The sequence below is a fragment of the Chloroflexus sp. genome (assembly GCF_034431535.1).
In the GTDB taxonomy this organism is placed as follows: Bacteria; Chloroflexota; Chloroflexia; order Chloroflexales; family Chloroflexaceae; genus Chloroflexus.
Map to the genome: position 1 here is coordinate 295,076 of NZ_DAOUDC010000027.1, position 18,468 is coordinate 313,543.

Sequence of the window (18,468 nt, forward strand, 5' to 3'; positions counted from 1 at the left end):
ATTGCGCGATTCCATCGCATCGTTGGCTTACTCATCTTCCAGCCGCTGCGTCAGCCGCCGGGTCGCGTAGCGGAGCTCTTTCTGCGCTGCGGCGCTTAGTGGTTGGCCTTGTTCGAGCGCTGCCGCTTGTTGGTTGGTCTTTTCGGCCAGCTCCAGTTCCCCTAAATCGAGCAAGCGGGTCGCGGCAGCGCGTAGTTTCTGGGTTGCGCCGGCGACGTTGCCGCTGGCCGCTTCACTCAACGCGCGCGTTTGCAACTTAAACGCCGTCACGCGCTCGACCAGATTCATCACGGTAGGATTGTAACTCTCTGGCCCGGCCTGATCGGCCACCTCAAGTAGCACATCTTGCTTGATAACCATTTCAGTTGTTTGATCCACCGGCGTTAGGTGCAACTCGGCCTGCGCCAGCCGAAACCGGCCGCTGGCCCGCGGCGGCAGGATGAGATCGAGCACCACGGCTGCCGGTTGACCGCCCGCCAGATCACCCAACCGCACTGCCACCACGGTTTCGCCAATGGGTTGGTACCCTAGATTGGCAATCACCGGTTTGACCCGATAGACTGCGCGTGGCGTGACATCGCGGACGAATCGCAGCAGCAGGCGGGCATCAGTGGCAACCGTCGCTTGCGCCGCTTCCACTGCTTGTTGGAAGAAGCTCGTGATCTGTTCCGGCTCGGCAATGTAATCCGAGTAGCCATCGCTGGCAGCGGCAATATCATCGAGCAACTGCTCGTTCCATTCGGCTCCCAGTCCCAGCGCCGTAATCCGCACGCCCGCCTTGCCCTGTTCTTGGGCCAAATCGCGGCAGAGCGGTTCGTCACCCCACGTCTGGCCATCGGTGAGCAGCACCATGCGACTGATGCGATCGGGGCCGAGATGCTTTTGCAGCTCGATGTAGCCGGCCTGCATCCCAAGCGACATCGCCGTACCGCCGGCTTCGGTGATGGTGTCAACTGCAGCCAGCAACGCCGCCTTATCGCCGACCGGCGCTGCCGGCGCCAGCGTCTGCACCGTATCGTCGAAAATCACGATAGCCGCGACATCGTGTGGACGGAGCAGTTCGATCACCCGGCGCGTCGCAGCTTTCATGCTAGCGAGTTTAGCGCCCTGCATCGAGCCTGAGCGGTCGAGTACAAAACAGAGATTGAGCGGCATTGCCGTCGCTGGTGAAGCCGGCGCCAAAGCCTCGACCAGTAAGTAGCCGGCTTGCGGCGTCGCGCTGGCAGGGATTGGTGCGCGGCCCCACTGGCAAGAGAGTGTGATTTGCAAAGACATACGCAATATCCTTGTATAACATCAAACCGTAGCACTGGCGGCTTATCCGCCCAATTGCGCAATGACTAACCCCAACACGCAGCAAAGCAGGTACGCACCGGCGCTGGCGGCGAACCCAATCGCGGCATCACGGCGGCCATGCACGCTTTGGGCCGTATTCGGGCTTACGAGAGCTATCAGACTCAAGATGCCGCTAATGAAAGCGAACAGTGCGGCAGCCATCGCGAGTAAAAAGCCAAAACCGGCCAAGATATCATCACCGTCAAAGATCGGATCAAGCCCAACCATTCCCAATGCAATCACCATCAGCACCGCGCTGATGATCCCAATCCAAAGGCCGGCAGTCGCCAAGCCGGTACTCGCCATCCTCACCACAGGCGCGGCGGCCATTGCTTCGACGCGCGCCGCTTGCGCTACCGGAGGTGGGCTAGCTTGCCGGTTCACCAGATTGCTGCTGCCGAACAGCGCCTGTTGCAACTCGATCACGCTGGCGAACCGCTTGGCGGGGTCGTTGTCAGTGGCGCGGGCAATGGCCGCCGCAATGTACGGCGGAACCGAGGGGTTGAGTTGGTTGACCGGCGGCAGCCGGAATGGGGTGGTGCTTGGATCATGGCCGGTCAGCAGATGGTGGATCAGCACGCCAAGGCTGTAAATGTCAGAACGCGGATCAGTCTGGCCGCGACCGTATTGTTCGGGGGCGCTGTAACCGGGGGTGCCAAAGGCTTGGGTGTCGCGTTCTTTGCCCGGTTTGAACAAGCGCGCAATCCCAAAATCAACCAACTTGATCGTGCCGTCAGGCGTAATCATCACATTGGTCGGCTTGAGATCGCGAAAGATGATCGGCGGCTGTTGCGCGTGCAGGTAAGCGAGCACCTCGCAAATTTGCGCCGTCCAGCGCAAGACTTCATGCAGAGGCCGGGGCAAACCGACGCGATTGGCATAATCGCGTAAGTTCTCGCCGGGCACAAACTCCATGACTAAATAGTGGCGGCCATTCTCTTCAAAGTGGTCGGTAACGCGCGGTAAGTAGGGATGGTTGAGTTTCGCCAGTAATTCGGCCTCTTGCCGGAAGGCCTCTTGGGCTTGTTGGCGCTCAAGCGGTGACGTGATCGACACGTCGCTCATTTCCTTCACCGCCCATTGAGCCGTAGTGAGCCGGCGATCGGTCGCCAGATAGACCGATCCCATGCCGCCGGATCCTAACCGGCGCCGTAATTCATACCGGCCTTGCAACACTTGCAGCGGCGGCGTTGCGCTTGCCGGTTGGCCGCTGCTGCGAATGCGCGCGCCGCATTCAGGGCAGAACAGTACGTCATTATGGATCGTTGCGCCGCATTGTGGACAGTTCATAGCGTCATTCTCACCAGGATTACCGCGATGTTGTCATCGCCGCCTGCCTGATTAGCCGCTGCGACCAGCGCGGCGCTGGCCTGTTGCGGATCGGGTTCTTCGGTCATAATCCGTTCCATTTCCGGATCTCGTGTCATCTCCCATTGCCCGTCGGAACAGAGCAAGAGCGCATCACCAGGGAGCAATCGCAGACTAAAGAGATCAACGTCTGGCTCGGCCCGATCGCCGAGCGAACGGATCACCGCATTGCGTTGCGGGTGAGTGTAGATGTCTTCTTCGCGCAGATGGCCGAGCTCCACCAGCCGCATTACTAATGAGTGGTCTTTGCTAATCCGGCGCAGCTTGCCGTCACGAAACAGATACGTGCGGCTATCGCCAACATTCGCGATCACGGCCCGATCGCCTACGACTAACGCCATGGTCAACGTCGATCCCATATCGTTCGCTTGGGCGCGGCTCTCACGATGGATCGCTTCGTTGGCTGCCAAAACTGCTTGCCGCACCAGTTCGCGCATCTCAGCCTCGTGATAGAGACGCGCTCCGGCGATCATTTGTTGCAGATAATTGTCGATAATCACGCGCGCCGCTACACGTATTGCCATCCCGCTGGCGACTTCACCGGCGGCATGGCCGCCCATGCCATCGGCGACAATATACACACCGCAACTCTGGCGCTGGCCATTGTTTTCGAGGCAGAGGGTCAGCTTAAACAGACTATCTTCGTTGTGATCACGCACGCGCCCGACATCGGTATACGAACCGGCGAGTTGGAAGAGAGGTACGGGATGGGTGCTTTCATCGCGCAAAGCGCTCAAGCGGGCCGTGACCGTAGCAGCATCGCGCAGCTCGCCGGTGCGGATTTGGCGTAATACTACCCCTAAGCCATCCGGTATCTGGTCAGCGTCCACCACCGTCTCTTCGCTCAACCGTTGGGTCGTGCGCGGGATGGCGGTCAGCCGTTCCAGCACTTCCGCCAACGCCAACAAGTCGATCTGAAACGCAGCGTCGCGCTCAGCATCACTGACCAACCGTAGCTGGTTTGTTTGCCTCAAGCAGACCTTGGCCGGCCCACTCAAGCCGAGATCATCGATCGTCAGCCAGCCGAGGGCAATACCGGAGCCGTGCAGATTAACAAGCAATTGGGCGAGCGAGGCGCCAATTGTTAGCGCCGTTGTCTCATCGAGCGGCGGCACCAATGGCATCAATTCCGTCTCGGCAAGCACCGTCAGTTGCATGCCGTTCAGATCGCACTGTTCAACAATGTCGGGCAAGATAGCGCGGGCCAGCGGGTCGGCCAGCCGGTCGATTAAGGCTGGGCCAGACGGCGCATCGCGTTGCGAGAGGAAAGCGGGGTAGACACGCGCTTCCAGCGCGGCACCACAATCGATGCAGTACGACTCGTTGGCATCGTTGGCCGTTGAGCCGCATGCCCAACAGCGTTGCCACGGCGCTAGATCGCGTACTTCGAGCGGGCCAACCGGCCATGGTTCGGTGAGAGGATAGACTGGCGCAAACCGGTTGGCAAAGAGTGGCAAGTTGGTCTCCATCGTCTCCTCCTCGCCGGAGTCACTGTACGCTGGCGGTGCAATCACTTGGGTGAGCATCTCGCTCAGCAACCCCTCGCCGGCTGGCAATGGCTGGCGTCCTGGCAATGGCTGGCCGCAGACAGCACAGCAACGAGCTTGCGCGCGATTTTCCGCCCCACATATAGAACAACGCATAAACCTTCGCCTAAGTTGCAGATCGGTTGCTAAAGCGAGCGATTGCGACCGAGATATTGTCGTGGCCGCCGCGCTGGTTGGCGAGTTCGATCAATGCCGCAGCGGCCCGATCTGGCGGCTGGCTAACGGCCAAGCGGGCCAGCTCATCATCGCTGACGTGATTGTACAACCCATCAGAGCAGAGCAGCAAAATATCGCCGGGAGCCAGTGGCTGGGCGCGTGTATCGGCTGCCAAGGGCTGGTCGGCGCCGAGCGAGCGGTAGAGGATGTGGCGTTGCGGGTGCGTGCGTGCTGCCGCCGGACTGAGTTGACCAATATCAACCAAGCGCGCCACGATCGTATGGTCGGTGGTGAGTTGTTGCCACGCTGGCGGTTCATCGGCGCTGCCCGGCGTGATCAAGTAAGCCCGGCTATCGCCGACATGGGCCAAATACGCCCGCCGGCCAACGGCGAGCGCAACTGTCAATGTCGTGCCCATTCCGGCCCGCTGTTGATCCGCGCGCGCCACCGCTGCGACCTGTTCATGCGCTGCCTGTGCCGCTGCCTGCAACAACGCCAGCCAGTCGTCATCATGATCGGGCAACGCTTTATTCAATGCCTGTTGCAAGCTGATTTTGACCGTCTCGGTAGCGATCTGTGAAGCAATCTCGCCGGCAGCCGCGCCCCCCATTCCGTCGGCCACCAACAACAATGCGCCAAGCGGTTCATCGCCGCGGCTAAACGCACCTGCATAGACGGTATCTTCGTTGACCGTGCGCACCTGCCCAATGTGGCTACGCACAGCGATCTGGGCTTGCAGCGGCGGCGGCGGGATGCTAGCGCGCCGTGATGGTTGCAGCACCGCGCCGCACGAGACACAGAACCGCGCTTGGGAACGGTTGCCGCGCCCGCAGAGCGGACAGGCGAGCGGGTATTGGCGCTGCGCAGGCAGGCGAGTAGTTATTTGCACCGTCTCGCGCCCTTGCGCGATCTGTTGGGCAAGGCTAGCGAGAATGTGTGACAGTTCATGGAGGGCATACGCGGCCTGCTCGCGCGCCACCCCGGTGGAACTCTCGTAGCGCCGCCGCCAAAAAGCAACCCCCGCTTCTACAATCGCTAACAAATCGTGTAAGCTGATGGTGTCGGCGGTCAAGGCTAATTGACGCTCGCCGGTTACAATCACTCGTTCGGGGAACGGATCCAGCGGTGCGCCGCAGTGTGGGCAAACCTGCTGGGCTTTCCCGGTTGCTTTGCCGCAAACTCTGCATCGCTCGATATCTTGTGTTGCCACCGCTGATCCTTGCCGCTGCCGAGATTGCGTTACGCTCACTGCGTGATATGACGTTCAGGAAAAGGGACGGGATGCGATTGGGTTCAGGTCACGAGGCCATCCTCTTGCAACTTGCCCGAACCTCCAAAAGCGTTTCGTCGCGGATAGTCGCAACCGTTGGAATGCATCTAGTTGCAAATCGTGATAATCTGTGCTATCACAAGATCGATTAGAACGCCTCGCATTATAGCATAGGAGCCATCCTGTGGCGATTGCTAAGCCGCCGCTGTGCCCGTTTTGCCAAGCCCCGCTGGCCCGCGCTGATGCTCGTTTTTGCCCGTCGTGCGGGCGGTCGTTGCCCGCACCGGCGGCTCATGCCCCGGCGACAATCATCGCCGCCAGCGGCGCTGGGTTGCATATTAGCGAACCGGGTGTCGAGCGTGATGTTATGTTAGGCCCGCAACCGGTGACGCTTGGTCGGGCCCCTGATAACGATCTGGTCTTGCAGTCGCGCTTTGTCAGCGGTCGCCATGCTCGCATCGAGCCGGATGGGCAAGGTCACCGGATTGTCGATGTGGGCAGCCGCAACGGTCTGCTCTTTGCCGGCCAGCGTATCAACGAGCGCGTGTTGGCCGATGGCGATGTGATCCGGATCGGCGATCCGGCGACCGGCAATTTTGTCACATTGACCTACCGCAATGTGGCGCTAGCGACGGCGGAGGTGCTGCGCGCGGCTCCGACCAAATTTCCGCTCGACCCCACCGATCCGGCGATCACTATTGGCCGGGTGGGGTGCGACATCATCCTCGATAATCCGCAAGTGTCACGCTTTCATGCCCAGCTTGATCGCACTCCCGGCGGCGTTGTCCTGCGCGATATGGGCAGCACCAACGGCACGTTTGTCAATGGCCAGCGGGTAACCGCGCCGGTGGCGCTTAAAGCGGGCGATGTGATCCAGATCGGTGCCTTTAAGCTGGTCTATAACGTGACCAGCCTTGATCGCTACGACCAGAAAGGGGCGCTCCGAATTGATGCGCGCAATCTGTCGCGGGTGGTGACGCGCAACGGCGTGCAGCGGGTCATCCTTAACGATGTCTCGCTCTCGATTGCACCGCGCGAGTTTGTCGCGATTGTCGGCGGTTCCGGCACTGGCAAAAGTACCCTGATGAAAGCGCTTTGCGGTTATGCTCCCGCCGAACAGGGGCAGGTGCTGGTCAATGGCGACGATTTTTACCGCAATTTCGCGGCCTATCAGGCGGTGTTAGGCTACGTGCCGCAAGACGATATCCTCCATCGCGTGTTGCCGGTGCAGCGGGCTCTGGAATATGCAGCGCGGCTGCGCTTGCCGGCTGATACCGCCGAGAGCGAGGTGAAGGCGCGGATCGAGTGCGTGCTTGATGATGTGGAAATGGCGTCGCACCGTGACAAGCCGATTGAGGCGCTGTCGGGTGGCCAACGCAAGCGGGTGAGTATTGGCGCAGAGTTGCTCGCTGATCCTAGCCTTTTCTTCCTTGATGAGCCAACCAGCGGTCTCGATCCCGGTCTCGACAAGAAGATGATGTATACCCTGCGCCGGCTGGCCGATAGCGGGCGCACGGTGGTACTGGTGACACATGCTACCGCCAACATCACCCAGTGCGACCACGTTATTTTTATGGCCGGTAGCGGGCGCATGGTCTTCTTTGGCCCGCCGGCTGAGGCGCTGCGCTTCTTTCAAATTACTAGCGGCGATTTTGCTGACATCTACACCAAGATCGAGGGAGTGGCCGCTGCCGATCATCCGGTGGTGCAACAAGATCTGCGGGCCGAATATGAGGCGTGGCGTGCGGCGCATCCGGCAGCGCAGACGCCACCGAGTCTGGCTGAATTGTGGGAAATCCGCTATTGCAATTCATCGTTGTACCAGCAATATGTCGCTAACCGGCTGGCGACAACGCCGAGCGGGCCGCTGGTACAGAGCAATGCTGCCGCGCAATCGCCGCAGCGCGTGTCGGCGTGGCGTCAGTTTGTCTTGCTCACCCGGCGCTATTTTGACCTGATGCTGCAAGATCGGCGGAATTTGCTAATCTTATTGTTGCAAGCGCCTATCATTGCTTTGCTCCTGCTGTTGGTAGGGCGCAGCGATGCGCTGACCGGCGTACAGGCCCAAGACCTCATCCAGCGCGGTGAAGCCAAGAAGCTGCTCTTTATGCTGGCGACGGTGAGTGTCTGGTTTGGGATCATTAACGCAGCACGCGAGATTACCAAAGAACAGGCCGTGTATCGGCGCGAACGGTTAGTGAATCTGCGCATCGGCCCGTACCTCCTCTCGAAAGTGATGGTGTTGAGCGCGCTGGTTTTGGTGCAGACGATCGTCTTGCTCGGCATCGTGTTGCTGAAGGTGGCGTTGCCGGGCGAGACCGGCATTCTGTTGCCGCCGCTCATCGAAACGTTTCTCACGTTGGTCTTGTCTTCCAGCGCAGGTATGGCACTGGGTTTAGCCATCAGCGCGGCTTCGGCGACGCCTGATCGGGCGATTAGTTTAGTGCCGTTTGCGCTGATTCCCCAGATTTTGTTTGCCGGACTGATCTTTACGATCGAAGGGCTGGCCACCCCGCTCTCGTGGTTGACAATTAGCCGCTGGGCGATGGATGCACTGGGCGCCAGCCTTGACCTCAACCGGTTGTGCAATTTGCCAAATACCGATGATCAGGGTAGTATTCCGTCCGGCTGTACGCAGGCCTTTCTCGAAACGGAAGCCGCGTTCAGCCACGATCCGGTGCATCTGCTTGGGCGCTGGCTGGCCTTGATCGGGTATGCAGTCGTCTGTTTGGCGATTGCAGCATGGGTGTTGCGCCGCCGTGATCAGATGGTATAATTACCTATCGCATGAACTAATACGTCATTTACATTAATGAAACCTGTGCAATTTTTTCGTCATCACGCTTTAATATCGGCTAAACCTCTGCTATTACTCCTGTGCAACACCTTGACGTAGCGCTACCGCTGGCGTATAATCACAATTGACAAAGTGAAACTGTTGAGATGTCGGCAACCGCAGGGCGCACCGGTTGTGCGTGCTTGCTTTTGTATTATTTCGAGATAGCGTATGTCACTCGGACAAAAGATCGGGCGATTGCGTCAGGAGCGCGGCCTGACGCTGCAAGAGGTGTCTGAAGGATCGGGATTGACGCCCTCGTTCCTCAGCCGCCTCGAGCGTGATAAAGTCAATATTTCGGTGGCTAATCTGCGCAAACTGGCGCAGTTTTTCAGTGTGCAGATGACCCATTTCTTTGAGGGTGAAGATAATCAGCAAGTTGGTCAGGTCGTGCGGCCTGCTGATCGGGTGCGCTTGTCGCTTGATGATGCGCCGGTGCAAGTCTTTTCGTTGCTGCCTCCTAATAGCGATCTTGACGCACGCTTGATCGAGGCCTATCCCGGCAGTAGCCAGCAGGGGTTCTCATCGCGGGGTAGCCAAATGGTATATGTGCTGGCCGGCAATGTAAGGTATACTTTAGGTGAAGAGCAATATGACCTCGCCGCCGGCGATACGCTCTTCTTCCGCGATGATACAGCCTATAGCTGGACAAATACCGGCAATTCGATCGCAACCATGTTGACTGTCAATACGTTGAATCCGCGTGATGAACGCTGATGGTCGTATCGATGCCAAGCCGGTAGTCTCATAGAGGTGGCATGAGCTTCTTCACCCCTGAACGGATCCGTCGTGGTGCGCGCTGGCTGTTAGTCGCTGTTTCGCTTTATCTTGTCGGTTGGCTCGTGAGCCATGCCGGTGCGGCGATCACGCCGTTTATTTTTGGCGGCGCGCTCGCGTATCTGTTCTTGCCGTTAGTGAACTTCTTTGAGCGGTGGCTGCCGCGCTGGCTGGCCATTCTGTCGGTCTATGTGCTTACCTTCGGCGCTATTGTCGCCGCGATTGCGTTTGTGGTGCCGCCGCTGATTGCCCAGATCGCCGAATTGATCCGCGCGCTGCCGGATATCGCGACGATCCAGCGCGAGGCCAACCGGCTAATCGATGAGTACGAGCAGTTGCTGGCTAGCCTGCCGCCGCCAGTGCAAGCGGAGGTGCAGAACGCCATTGCCTCAGCGGCAGCCGAAGGTCTGAGCACGCTACGGGCTAATTTTGTGGGCTACTTGCAAGGAATTGGCCAGTTTTTGATCAATAGCATGCTCTCGGTCTTCAATACCGTGACCTTCCTGCTTGGCTTCTTCCTCGTTCCGTTTTGGCTCTTCTATGTCTTGATGGATACCCGTGCCGGGCGCGAGTATTTCAACAACATGATCCACCCTCGCTTGCGGGCTGATGTGTGGGCGATGCTCTCGATTATCGATCACGACCTCAGCGGCTATCTGCGCGGCCAGTTGATCCTTGGCACCTCGGTCGGTCTCGCCTCGTGGATCGGGCTCACGGCGCTCAATATGGCGGGGATGCGGATTCCGTACACGGTATTGCTGGCTGTTGTTGCCGGCATCACCGAGTTGGTGCCGGTGATCGGCCCGATTATCGGCGCGATTCCGGCGATCTTGTTGGGGTTGGCCGATTCACCGACCACCGCGCTGGCGGTGACGATCCTCTATATCGCGATCCAGCAGCTTGAAAACCATATTCTGGTGCCGCGCATCATCGGCGAGAGCGTCGGTGTGCATCCGGCTATCCTGATGGTGGTGTTGGTGGTTTGTTCGCAGGTCTTTGGCCTGCTGGGAGCGATTCTCTCGGCTCCGCTTAGCGCGATGGCACGTGATCTGTTCTTGTATCTGTATGGCCGATTCAGCGATCCGCCGATCCCGGCTGGCGTGCTGCCGGCGCGGTTGCGTCCGGTGGCGGCGTTGGCTGAAGCAGGAGCCAAGCCTGCGCCGTCTGCGGATCAACCGGCTCAAGATACGCCCCGCTCGCCTCTGGCTGACGAGGCTCCTGTCGAGCGGTCGAGCAGCGATTGATGCCTGTACCGTCTATCAGCTCTGCCTTTGGTTATTGCAGGTGTGTTGGTTCGGCATGAACGAGCGACAGGCGATGGAGCCTGTCGCTCGTTGTATGAGCCGGTTTGGATCGGGGCAATGCTAGTGAGCCTGCGGCGTTTGGCCGCTCAAGCGCCAACGCGACAAGCCGGTGCGCCCTAGCCGGCGCCAAAGCGAGCTGATCAGCTGGCGGCGACGGCGGCGCGCATAACGGACGGCGTAGAAGGGGTCGCTCTGGCAAAGCTGCCGGCGCACCCGCAGGCTGTGCCCTGATACGAGACCGCCAACAAACGCACCTAGATCGGCGAGCGATGCCAGTTTGTCCGCTACCGCCAATACCCAGCCTTCCCGCGTGGTTGGACGCGGCCCGAAGGGGTACATATGGCTAATAATCGCTGCCGAGACCTCTGCTGGCTCGCCGAGCTCGGCGGCCACTCGCGCGGCAATCGCGCCGTGCGTGGTGAGTGTGCCATACCGTGAGTCGAGATCATGAAGGAGGGCGGCGCGCACGCACGTCACCTGATCGGCGCCAAAAAAAGGCGCTAGGTAGTATGAAAAGTGAACCGAGCGTAGCAGATGATCGTGCTTGGGAACACTGTGGTGCATGTGGTGGCGTGTCTCAACAACCCGTGGGTGGTGTAGTAGATCCGCGATTGTCTCCCAGTACATTGCGCCCCTTCTCCTGATGTCGTCATACCTGTTATGTTATACCACTTCTTGCCCGCCAACGCAATGGTAGCGCGGTAATTCTACCACGGCATTACCATTCAGCTCTGTGGAAAAGGTCTATATTTCAGATATTCCTCAGGTATAATACCCATGGAGCCGTTGTGATGTGGTGATGATCGGAGAAGACGCTATGAAATTGAAAGGGCGCATTGTCATCGTTACCGGCGCTTCGAGTGGGGTGGGTTACGCGGCTGCTCGTCTCTTTGCGCGTGAAGGCGCAACCGTGATTGCTGCTGCCCGGCGACGTGATCGGCTCGAACATCTGGTTAGTATGATTACGACCGAAGGCTACAATGCTTTCGCCATTCCTACCGACATCACTGTGCCGGCGCAGGTGCAGTATCTGGTTGATTCGACCGTGCAGATGTTAGGCCGGATCGATATCGTCCTCAATTGCGCTGGCAATGTCGAGAAGATCGCTCCGCTTGAGCAGTTTACCGATGCCGAATGGCAGGCGGTAATGGATGTTAACCTCAATGGTGTATTCTACCTGATGCGGGCAGTGGCGCCGTATATGAAGCGCCAGCGCAGCGGGACGATCGTGAATCTCGGTTCACGGGTCGGTAAGATCGGGGTCGCGAACATCGCGCCTTTCTGTGCGGCAAAGTTCGCGTTGTCAGGGTTGTCGCAGGCGTTGGCCCAAGAGTTACGCCCATACAATGTCTTCGTCACTACCGTCTTCTCCGGGATGATCGACGCCGATATTGCCCCGCTCAACCCGGCTGAAGAACTACGCAAGCGCTTGATGACGGTCGATGATGTGGCGCAGGCGCTGCTGTGGGTCTGCACCTTGCCGTCTAGCCTGCGGGTTGATGAATTGCCCATTATGCCGCGCACCGTCGATCTGTGATTACGCTGGGAGCTGTTATGGCCGCACAGGCGTCGCGTGAGTGGTGGGAAGAGCTGCTGCAAGTCTATGAGTTTGCCCACTATCGCCAGTATGCCGATGAGTTGACGCGCCGCGAAGTCGATTTTTTGATCGATGCGCTCGGGTTGCAAGGGGTCGAGTCGATTCTCGATGTGGCCTGCGGCGGTGGTCGCCATAGCTTGGCATTGGCAGCGCGCGGGTGGACGGTCACCGGCCTTGATGCTGCGGCGCCGGTGATCGACCATGCCCGCGCGGCTGCAGCCGAACGTGGCTTGAACGTGGAATTTGTCACCGGTGATATGCGGGATTTGCCGTACCGTGAGCGGTTTGATGTGGTATTGCTCATGAACAGTAGCCTTGGCTTTTTCGACGATGCCACCAACCAAGCAGTGCTCAATGGCATTGCCCGCGCACTCGTGTATGGCGGCAAGCTGGTGGTGCAGTGCCTGAATCCGTACCAGATTAGCCGTTATCTACGCGATTTTCGCAGTGGTTGGTATCCGATCGGCAGTGGGTTTGTCTTGCGTGAGGCGCGGTTTGATCCGCGGCGCGCGACGCTCGAAATCGATTATCGCTATGTTGATGCCAGTCGCGGGATTGATGTTACCCATCCCGGCGATCAGATCCGGCTCTATGGTTTCCCTGAATTGACGGCAATGCTGCGGGCCGCTGGCCTCCGTCCCCTGAGCGTTTTTGGCGATGCGGCCTTGCCGCCGGTGACCTTTGCGGAAGAGAGTATCTGGCAGGTGGTGATCGCAACTCGCGACCGGCCGGTGATGAGGGAGGCAGAGGATGCAGATCACGCTGATCGGTGAATTTGAAGCGGCTTACCATCCTGAGGCAACGCCGGCGTTGATATTGCACCATCTGATTCGCGGTTATGATGCGGTTGTGTTGAATGCTGACGAGGTGGCGGTGTTGCGCGAATTGCTCGGCGCAGTGCAGAAGCGGATTCGCGAACTCGGCGGCTACCGGTTGATCCTTGGCGCTGGCGGAGATCTTACCTTCTACACGGCGACCGGCCAGCGGAGTGCCTATCTCACCGCTGATCAGATGCGCCAGTTGGCGCGTTTGATCGGCGCAACTCCGCCGCAACCGGCGGAGGTTCACCAATAACCGATGGCAACGTGGTCAATCAGCGCTCGGGCGGTTGCGAGATCAATCGCTCCCGGTGCCAGTGTTTGCGCGTCGGCAGCGGCGCATGCCGTTGCAATCTGCATTGCATGAGCGAGGTTGTGACTGTTGCTGAAGGCGTTTGCTAACCCGGCGAAAAATGTGTCGCCGCAGCCGATCGGGTTGCAAACCGGTATCCTTGGCGGAATTGCGAGGACGCGATCACTAGCGTCAATCCCGACCGCTCCGCATGCGCCGAGTGTGACCACCACCACCTCGATGCCGCGCTGGTGTAATGCAAACGCAGCGCGTTGCGCATCGGCCACACTGGTGATGCTCATCCCGAGTAATGCCCCTAGTTCTTCGCTGTTCACCTTTACTACCGCTGGTTTCGCTGCCACCGCCTCTTCTAACGCAGCGCCGCTAGTGTCAACCATCACTCGGCGACCGTGCTGGTGGAGCGTTGCAACCAGTTCGGCCAGTACGCTTGGCGGCGGCCCCGGCGGCAAGCTGCCGCAGATCAGATACCACTCGGCAGTAATGTCTGAGACCCGGCCGGTGAACGTGCTCCATTCCCGCTCGCTCAAGCGTGGCCCGACTTCATTTAACACTGTCACCTCACCCGTCGCCGAATCGACGATCAACGTGCAGACCCGTGTCTCGCCGGCGATCGCGACCGTATGGATGGGAATACCTTCTTGAGCCGCAAGCCATGCCACTTGTTGACCGGTGATCCCGCCGAGCGGTGTACAGACTACCGCGTGGCTCTCGATCGCCTTGGCAGTGCGGGCCACGTTCAAGCCTTTGCCGCCGGCGGCCACCCGCGCTTCGGTAACGCGCCGGACGGCGCCGAGGTGCAGCTCTGGCGCGATTAAGATCCGATCCAGCGCCGGGTTGGGGGTAATGACGCAGAGGGTTGGTTGCGACATACGATCCTCATAATAGTTGTGAAACGGCCCCTCGTGCGCCATTCCCTGCCGGTGGCGGGATTGCTGGCTTCTGCTCCTTCAGCGAGCGAGCAGCACAAGTGGCATCTGATATGAGTATACTAAATCATTGCGCTTATTTCCGCTACCCTTTCGCTGATCGGTGCGAAATGTGGTTCTCTTGCTAGCTCACAGCGTGGGCGTTGCATACGATACCCGGCTCAGGGCCGGGCAGAACGCTTCTCTTCAGGTGAATGTTTTGGTTCTTATCCAGCTTGCGTGGATAGCTCTGAACTCGAAACCGGCGGGTTCTCCAATTGTCCGGCTAGCCGCGCTCGCGCTATCTGCAACATTTGGCAACACTCGCTGTGGGCATGGCAGCGCGGGCAACCGGCCACCAGCCGCTTTTCGTGCAACTCAACAATCGCGTCCGCTGAACTCCAATAAATGTTCCTTGCGCCCACTAGATCAAACAAGCCGGTACGCCGAAACATATCGAGCACATTGGGTTGGAGCGCAGTGAAGATGAGCTCACCGCCGCGGGCATGGTGTTCTTCGACGATCTGGTGCAGTGCCTGAATACCCATCGCATCAACCAGCGGCACGCCGCGCATGCTGATAATAATCGTGTGATAATCGCCGGCGGTTTCAAATGCTTCCAGCACCGTTGTGACGCTGCCGAAAAAGACCGGCCCAGTCAAGTAGTAGACGTGGATGCTGGGACAGGTGGCGGTAATCGGCGCTCCCTGCATCTGCAATTGCTGTGGATTGACCGGAGCGCTAGTGACTACGGTGCTGGTAGCCGACTGGCGCAGGTAGATCACTGCCGAAATCGCAATCCCGATCAAGATGGCTTGGGTCAGATCGAGCGCAGCCGTCGCCAGCATCGTGATGAAAAAGCCGGCGAGCGCATGGCGCAGGCGGGCATTGACGAAAAAGTGAATGCTCTCCCACTCATTCATCCGCCACGCCGTTACTAAGAGCACGCCACCCAACGCGGCGAGCGGTACATAGCGAATGATCGGCCCCAATGCCAGCGCACTTAGCAGCAACAGCAAAGCGTGGACAATACTGGTCAGCCGGGTCACCGCGCCGCTCTTAATCGCCACGCTGCTGCGGGCGATGGCAGCAGTGGCCGGAACCCCGCCGAAGAAGGGAATCAGCAGGTTGCCAATCCCTTGCGCCACCAGCTCTTGATTGCTGTCGAACGGCTTGCCGCTCATAGTTGAACCGACGGCGCCGCAGAGCAGACTCTCGATCGCGCCGAGTGCGGCAATTGAGACGGCTGGCGTTAACAGATCGCTTAAGTGTGCCCACGGTATTTGCTCCCATGTCAAACGATGATCGAGCAAGATGGTGCGTGGAATGTCGCCGATGATCGGTACCTGCCAACCTAACCCGACGCTCATAACAGTGGCGACGATAATCCCGACCAGCGAAGCGGGAATGGTCTTGTTAAAGCGTGGCAATACCAGCATCACCGCAATCACTGTGCCGGCGATCAGTACGGTGTGCCAATCAGGCAGCAACGGCTGGGTAAAATAGTGCAGCAGCTTTTCCAGCGCGTTGTCGGCTTTAGGGGTTTGAATGCCGAGCACATTATCAAGCTGGCCGATCGCGATGATCAGCGCGATCCCGCTGGTAAAGCCGGCAATCACCGGCGAGGGGATAAACGAGATGTAGCGTCCTAGCCGGGCAAGGCCAAGCGCGATCAGCATCACGCCGGCCAGCAAGGTGGCGATCCAGACCCCTTCGATCCCGTAGCGCGCCGAAATCGCGATCAAGATCGCCGACATCGCGCCGGTCGGCCCGCTAATCTGGTAGGCCGCGCCTCCGAGACCGCCGATGATGAAGCCAGCCAAGATAGCGGTGACGAGACCGGCTGGGGCATCAGCGCCGGAAGCAACCCCAAATGCGAGGGCGAGCGGCAGGGCCACTGCGCCGGTCGTTAAGCCGGCCAATACATCGGCCCGCAGTTTAGCGCCTGAATAGCCGGCGAATTCGCGTTGCCAAACGGGGATCAACGAGACGCGATTGAGTAGGTTGTGCATGAGAATACCTTAATCAGAATATGATAATACTTGCATATTTTCATATTCTCGAAGTATAGCACTATTGGCGAGGGCTGTCAAAGGGATAGCCGGGAGGTTGGGACAATGCGTATCCTAGTGGGGGCAGAACACTGGTCGGGGTGCTTGCTCAGATACCTCCTCCAGCTTGACGGTTGCCCGCTTTTATGTTACAAGTATCTAAATATTAGAATATTTAAAGAGGAATCCTATGCCGCTGCACCGTTTCAAAGCCGAGTTCTTCAAGGCTCTTGGCCATCCCACCCGGCTCGCCATTCTCGATCAACTGCGCGCCGGCGAGCGGAGCGTGCAGGAGTTGCAGCAGGCGCTGGCGATCGAGCAATCGAACGTGTCGCAGCAGCTCGCTGTGCTGCGCAATAAGAATATCGTCGATTCGCGCAAAGAGGGCACGGTCGTCTATTATCGGGTGCGCGATCCGATGATCTTTCAGTTGCTTGACGTTGCCCGCCAGATTTTCAATAACCACCTGATCGATACCCAAGAGATGCTGGCTACCCTCAGCGAAGAGCCATAACTCGCAATGACAGGCGGGCACGCCCCCCGCTTTCCGCTGTCCTTGCGAGCCGCGCTCCGCGCGGCGAAGCAATCTCCCCCGAGCATGGGAGCAGTGCCCTTTCCGCTCTCCCTCTCTGTCCTTGCGAGCCGCGCTCCGCGCGGCGAAGCAATCTCCCGCGAGCACGGAAATAACCCGCTGTGCGTTCGCTCTCGCCGAAGCGAGCGATGGCTGCGGGGACGCAGGCAGCGCACCGCGCTGCCCCTACGCGCCCCTCACAATGACAGACGGGCACGCCCTCTCAAATATAGAGTGCGGCAATTTGACTGCCGCATTCCATACCGCAATACTGGATTCTCCTGCACGGCGTTGGCTAGCCTGCAACGGCGGTCCCGCCAGCGCCGGTTACAAGCGCATTACCCCTCACCCTCCCACACGTCTGGGTCGTACGCCGGCAATTCGCAACGCAGGTTGGGATACTTGCGATAACCCATCACGAAATCGGCCTGCAACAGCTCTTGCAGCTCGCGGGTACCTTCGTAGATGATCGCACCGCGCGCATTGCGCAGATACCGCTCCACCGGATACTCGTCGGCGTAGCCATACGCCCCGTGGATCTGGATAGCATCGTCGGCGGCTTCAAAGCTGCTCACGGTGGCGTGCCATTTGGCCAGCGTTGTCTCGCGGGTGTTGCGCAGGCCCTTGTTTTTCATCCAGCCGGCCCGGTACACTAGCAGCCGCGAGGTGTCGAGTTTGCGCACCATGTGGCTAATCATGCGCTTCACGAGCTGGTGTTCGCCGATTGGCACACCGAAGGTCTGCCGTTCGCGGGCATAGCGGATGCTGGCTTCGAGGCTGGCTTGGATCAGGCCGGTTGCGCCGGCTGCTACCGTATAGCGACCGTTGTCGAGTGCAGCCATCGCGATCTTGAAGCCTTCGCCCTCTTCGCCGAGCCGGTGCGACAGCGGTACCCGCACGTCTTGGAAGACGACGCCGCCGGTGTTGCCGGCGCGCACGCCGAGTTTGCCGTGGATCGGGTAGCTGCTCACGCCGGGCATGGTGCGCTCGACAATGAACGCGGTGATGCCGCGCGGCCCGGCTGCCGGGTCGGTCTTGGCAAAGACGAGGAAGTTATCGGCCAAATCAGCCAGACTGATCCAGATCTTCTCGCCGTTAAGAATGTAAGCGTCGCCGTCGCGGTGCGCGGTGGCTTGCATCGCGGCGGCATCGGTGCCGCTGTTCGGCTCGGTGAGGCAGTAGGCGGCCAGTTTTTCGCCGCGAGCTTGCGGCGTGAGGAAGCGTTGTTTCTGCTCTTCGGTGCCCCATTGCAACAGCGAGAGCGAGTTGAGGCCGGTATGTACGCTCATCACCACGCGCAGAAAGCTATCGACCCGCTCCAACTCTTCACACACCACCGCCAAGGCGAGATAATCCATCCCGGCCCCGCCGTACCGTTGCGGAATGCAGATGCCGAGCAGTCCCAATTCTCCCATTCGTTTGAGCACTGGGCGCAGATGCGGGCGGTCTTCCGGCCCTTCAGCTTTCGCGCCGCTGCGATCCCATTCGCGGATATGCGGCGCCACCTCGCGCTCGGCGAAGTTGCGCACCGTCTGGCGCAGCATGTCGTGTTCAGGGCCGAGAAACATGTCGTAGTTTGCCGTCAAGTCCATTGCGATACTCCTTTGTATCGGGCCGAGC

15 protein-coding genes are annotated in these 18,468 nt (G+C 59.4%); 7 read left to right on the forward strand and 8 right to left on the reverse strand.

The window, feature by feature from the left end; all coding sequences use genetic code 11:
* Positions 1-27 precede the first annotated feature (27 nt).
* From U9R61_RS07975 to U9R61_RS07990, 4 genes are all read right to left on the reverse strand, one after another.
* Positions 28-1,275: a vWA domain-containing protein gene (locus tag U9R61_RS07975; protein ID WP_322488283.1), complete on the reverse strand. Its 1,248-nt coding sequence runs from the start codon at positions 1,273-1,275 to the stop codon at positions 28-30.
* Positions 1,276-1,317: 42 nt separating this feature from the next.
* A complete protein-coding gene (locus U9R61_RS07980; protein WP_322488284.1) occupies positions 1,318-2,625 on the reverse strand; it encodes a serine/threonine-protein kinase in 1,308 nt (435 codons plus the stop codon).
* Positions 2,622-4,259: a PP2C family protein-serine/threonine phosphatase gene (locus tag U9R61_RS07985; RefSeq protein WP_416208829.1), complete on the reverse strand. Its 1,638-nt coding sequence runs from the start codon at positions 4,257-4,259 to the stop codon at positions 2,622-2,624. Before U9R61_RS07985 ends, U9R61_RS07980 begins: the two co-directional genes overlap by 4 nt.
* Before the next feature lie 97 nt (positions 4,260-4,356).
* Positions 4,357-5,616 carry a protein phosphatase 2C domain-containing protein gene (locus U9R61_RS07990; RefSeq protein ID WP_322488286.1) on the reverse strand — a complete coding sequence of 420 codons (1,260 nt, stop codon included), beginning with the start codon at positions 5,614-5,616 and terminating at the stop codon, positions 4,357-4,359.
* Between the two features lie 244 nt (positions 5,617-5,860).
* Here U9R61_RS07990 and U9R61_RS07995 point away from each other — a divergent pair, with 244 nt between their 5' ends.
* The 3 genes from U9R61_RS07995 (at position 5,861) to U9R61_RS08005 (ending at position 10,533) form a co-directional block, all read left to right on the forward strand.
* The gene (locus U9R61_RS07995) at positions 5,861-8,452 is read left to right on the forward strand and encodes an FHA domain-containing protein (protein WP_322488287.1); all 2,592 of its coding nucleotides are present in this window, start codon (positions 5,861-5,863) and stop codon (positions 8,450-8,452) included.
* A gap of 231 nt (positions 8,453-8,683) precedes the next feature.
* A complete protein-coding gene (locus U9R61_RS08000) occupies positions 8,684-9,229 on the forward strand; it encodes a helix-turn-helix domain-containing protein (protein ID WP_322488288.1) in 546 nt (181 codons plus the stop codon).
* A gap of 41 nt (positions 9,230-9,270) precedes the next feature.
* Complete coding sequence (locus U9R61_RS08005) at positions 9,271-10,533, forward strand: AI-2E family transporter (RefSeq protein WP_322488289.1); 1,263 nt, start codon at positions 9,271-9,273, stop codon at positions 10,531-10,533.
* A gap of 120 nt (positions 10,534-10,653) precedes the next feature.
* Here U9R61_RS08005 and U9R61_RS08010 read toward each other — a convergent pair whose 3' ends face one another.
* Positions 10,654-11,220, reverse strand: a complete 567-nt coding sequence (locus tag U9R61_RS08010) for an HD domain-containing protein (protein ID WP_322488290.1) — start codon at positions 11,218-11,220, stop codon at positions 10,654-10,656.
* A gap of 190 nt (positions 11,221-11,410) precedes the next feature.
* On the opposite strand from U9R61_RS08010, the gene U9R61_RS08015 reads away from it, so the two are divergent.
* From U9R61_RS08015 to U9R61_RS08025, 3 genes are read left to right on the forward strand one after another with little or no spacing between them, the layout of a single operon-like run.
* Positions 11,411-12,130 carry an SDR family oxidoreductase gene (locus U9R61_RS08015; RefSeq protein WP_322488291.1) on the forward strand — a complete coding sequence of 240 codons (720 nt, stop codon included), beginning with the start codon at positions 11,411-11,413 and terminating at the stop codon, positions 12,128-12,130.
* 17 nt (positions 12,131-12,147) lie between these two features.
* Positions 12,148-12,963: a class I SAM-dependent methyltransferase gene (locus U9R61_RS08020; RefSeq protein ID WP_322488292.1), complete on the forward strand. Its 816-nt coding sequence runs from the start codon at positions 12,148-12,150 to the stop codon at positions 12,961-12,963.
* Positions 12,941-13,264 (forward strand): hypothetical protein, encoded by a 324-nt coding sequence (locus U9R61_RS08025; protein WP_066788025.1) that lies wholly within the window; start codon positions 12,941-12,943, stop codon positions 13,262-13,264. Before U9R61_RS08020 ends, U9R61_RS08025 begins: the two co-directional genes overlap by 23 nt.
* Here the strand turns inward: U9R61_RS08025 and U9R61_RS08030 are convergent.
* On the reverse strand, positions 13,255-14,190 hold the full coding sequence (locus tag U9R61_RS08030) for a hexose kinase (protein WP_322488293.1): 936 nt from the start codon (positions 14,188-14,190) through the stop codon (positions 13,255-13,257). The genes U9R61_RS08025 and U9R61_RS08030 overlap by 10 nt on opposite strands.
* Positions 14,191-14,453: 263 nt before the next feature.
* Entirely contained in the window at positions 14,454-16,238 is a 1,785-nt protein-coding gene (locus U9R61_RS08035) for a SulP family inorganic anion transporter (protein ID WP_322488294.1), read from the reverse strand.
* 229 nt (positions 16,239-16,467) lie between these two features.
* Between U9R61_RS08035 and U9R61_RS08040 the strand changes: the two genes are divergently transcribed.
* Positions 16,468-16,791 (forward strand): metalloregulator ArsR/SmtB family transcription factor, encoded by a 324-nt coding sequence (locus U9R61_RS08040; RefSeq protein WP_322488295.1) that lies wholly within the window; start codon positions 16,468-16,470, stop codon positions 16,789-16,791.
* Between the two features lie 395 nt (positions 16,792-17,186).
* On the opposite strand, the gene U9R61_RS08045 is transcribed toward U9R61_RS08040, so the two are convergent.
* On the reverse strand, positions 17,187-18,440 hold the full coding sequence (locus U9R61_RS08045; protein WP_322488296.1) for an acyl-CoA dehydrogenase family protein: 1,254 nt from the start codon (positions 18,438-18,440) through the stop codon (positions 17,187-17,189).
* Positions 18,441-18,468 lie beyond the last annotated feature (28 nt).

Coding starts and splice junctions, on each gene's coding strand:
- U9R61_RS07975 (WP_322488283.1), bottom strand. CDS start 1,275: ATGTCTTTGCAAATCACACTCTCTTGCCAGTGGGGCCGCGCACCAATC.
- U9R61_RS07980 (WP_322488284.1), bottom strand. CDS start 2,625: ATGAACTGTCCACAATGCGGCGCAACGATCCATAATGACGTACTGTTC.
- U9R61_RS08000 (WP_322488288.1), top strand. CDS start 8,684: ATGTCACTCGGACAAAAGATCGGGCGATTGCGTCAGGAGCGCGGCCTG.
- U9R61_RS08005 (WP_322488289.1), top strand. CDS start 9,271: ATGAGCTTCTTCACCCCTGAACGGATCCGTCGTGGTGCGCGCTGGCTG.
- U9R61_RS08010 (WP_322488290.1), bottom strand. CDS start 11,220: ATGTACTGGGAGACAATCGCGGATCTACTACACCACCCACGGGTTGTT.
- U9R61_RS08015 (WP_322488291.1), top strand. CDS start 11,411: ATGAAATTGAAAGGGCGCATTGTCATCGTTACCGGCGCTTCGAGTGGG.
- U9R61_RS08020 (WP_322488292.1), top strand. CDS start 12,148: ATGGCCGCACAGGCGTCGCGTGAGTGGTGGGAAGAGCTGCTGCAAGTC.
- U9R61_RS08025 (WP_066788025.1), top strand. CDS start 12,941: ATGCAGATCACGCTGATCGGTGAATTTGAAGCGGCTTACCATCCTGAG.
- U9R61_RS08030 (WP_322488293.1), bottom strand. CDS start 14,190: ATGTCGCAACCAACCCTCTGCGTCATTACCCCCAACCCGGCGCTGGAT.
- U9R61_RS08035 (WP_322488294.1), bottom strand. CDS start 16,238: ATGCACAACCTACTCAATCGCGTCTCGTTGATCCCCGTTTGGCAACGC.
- U9R61_RS08040 (WP_322488295.1), top strand. CDS start 16,468: ATGCCGCTGCACCGTTTCAAAGCCGAGTTCTTCAAGGCTCTTGGCCAT.
- U9R61_RS08045 (WP_322488296.1), bottom strand. CDS start 18,440: ATGGACTTGACGGCAAACTACGACATGTTTCTCGGCCCTGAACACGAC.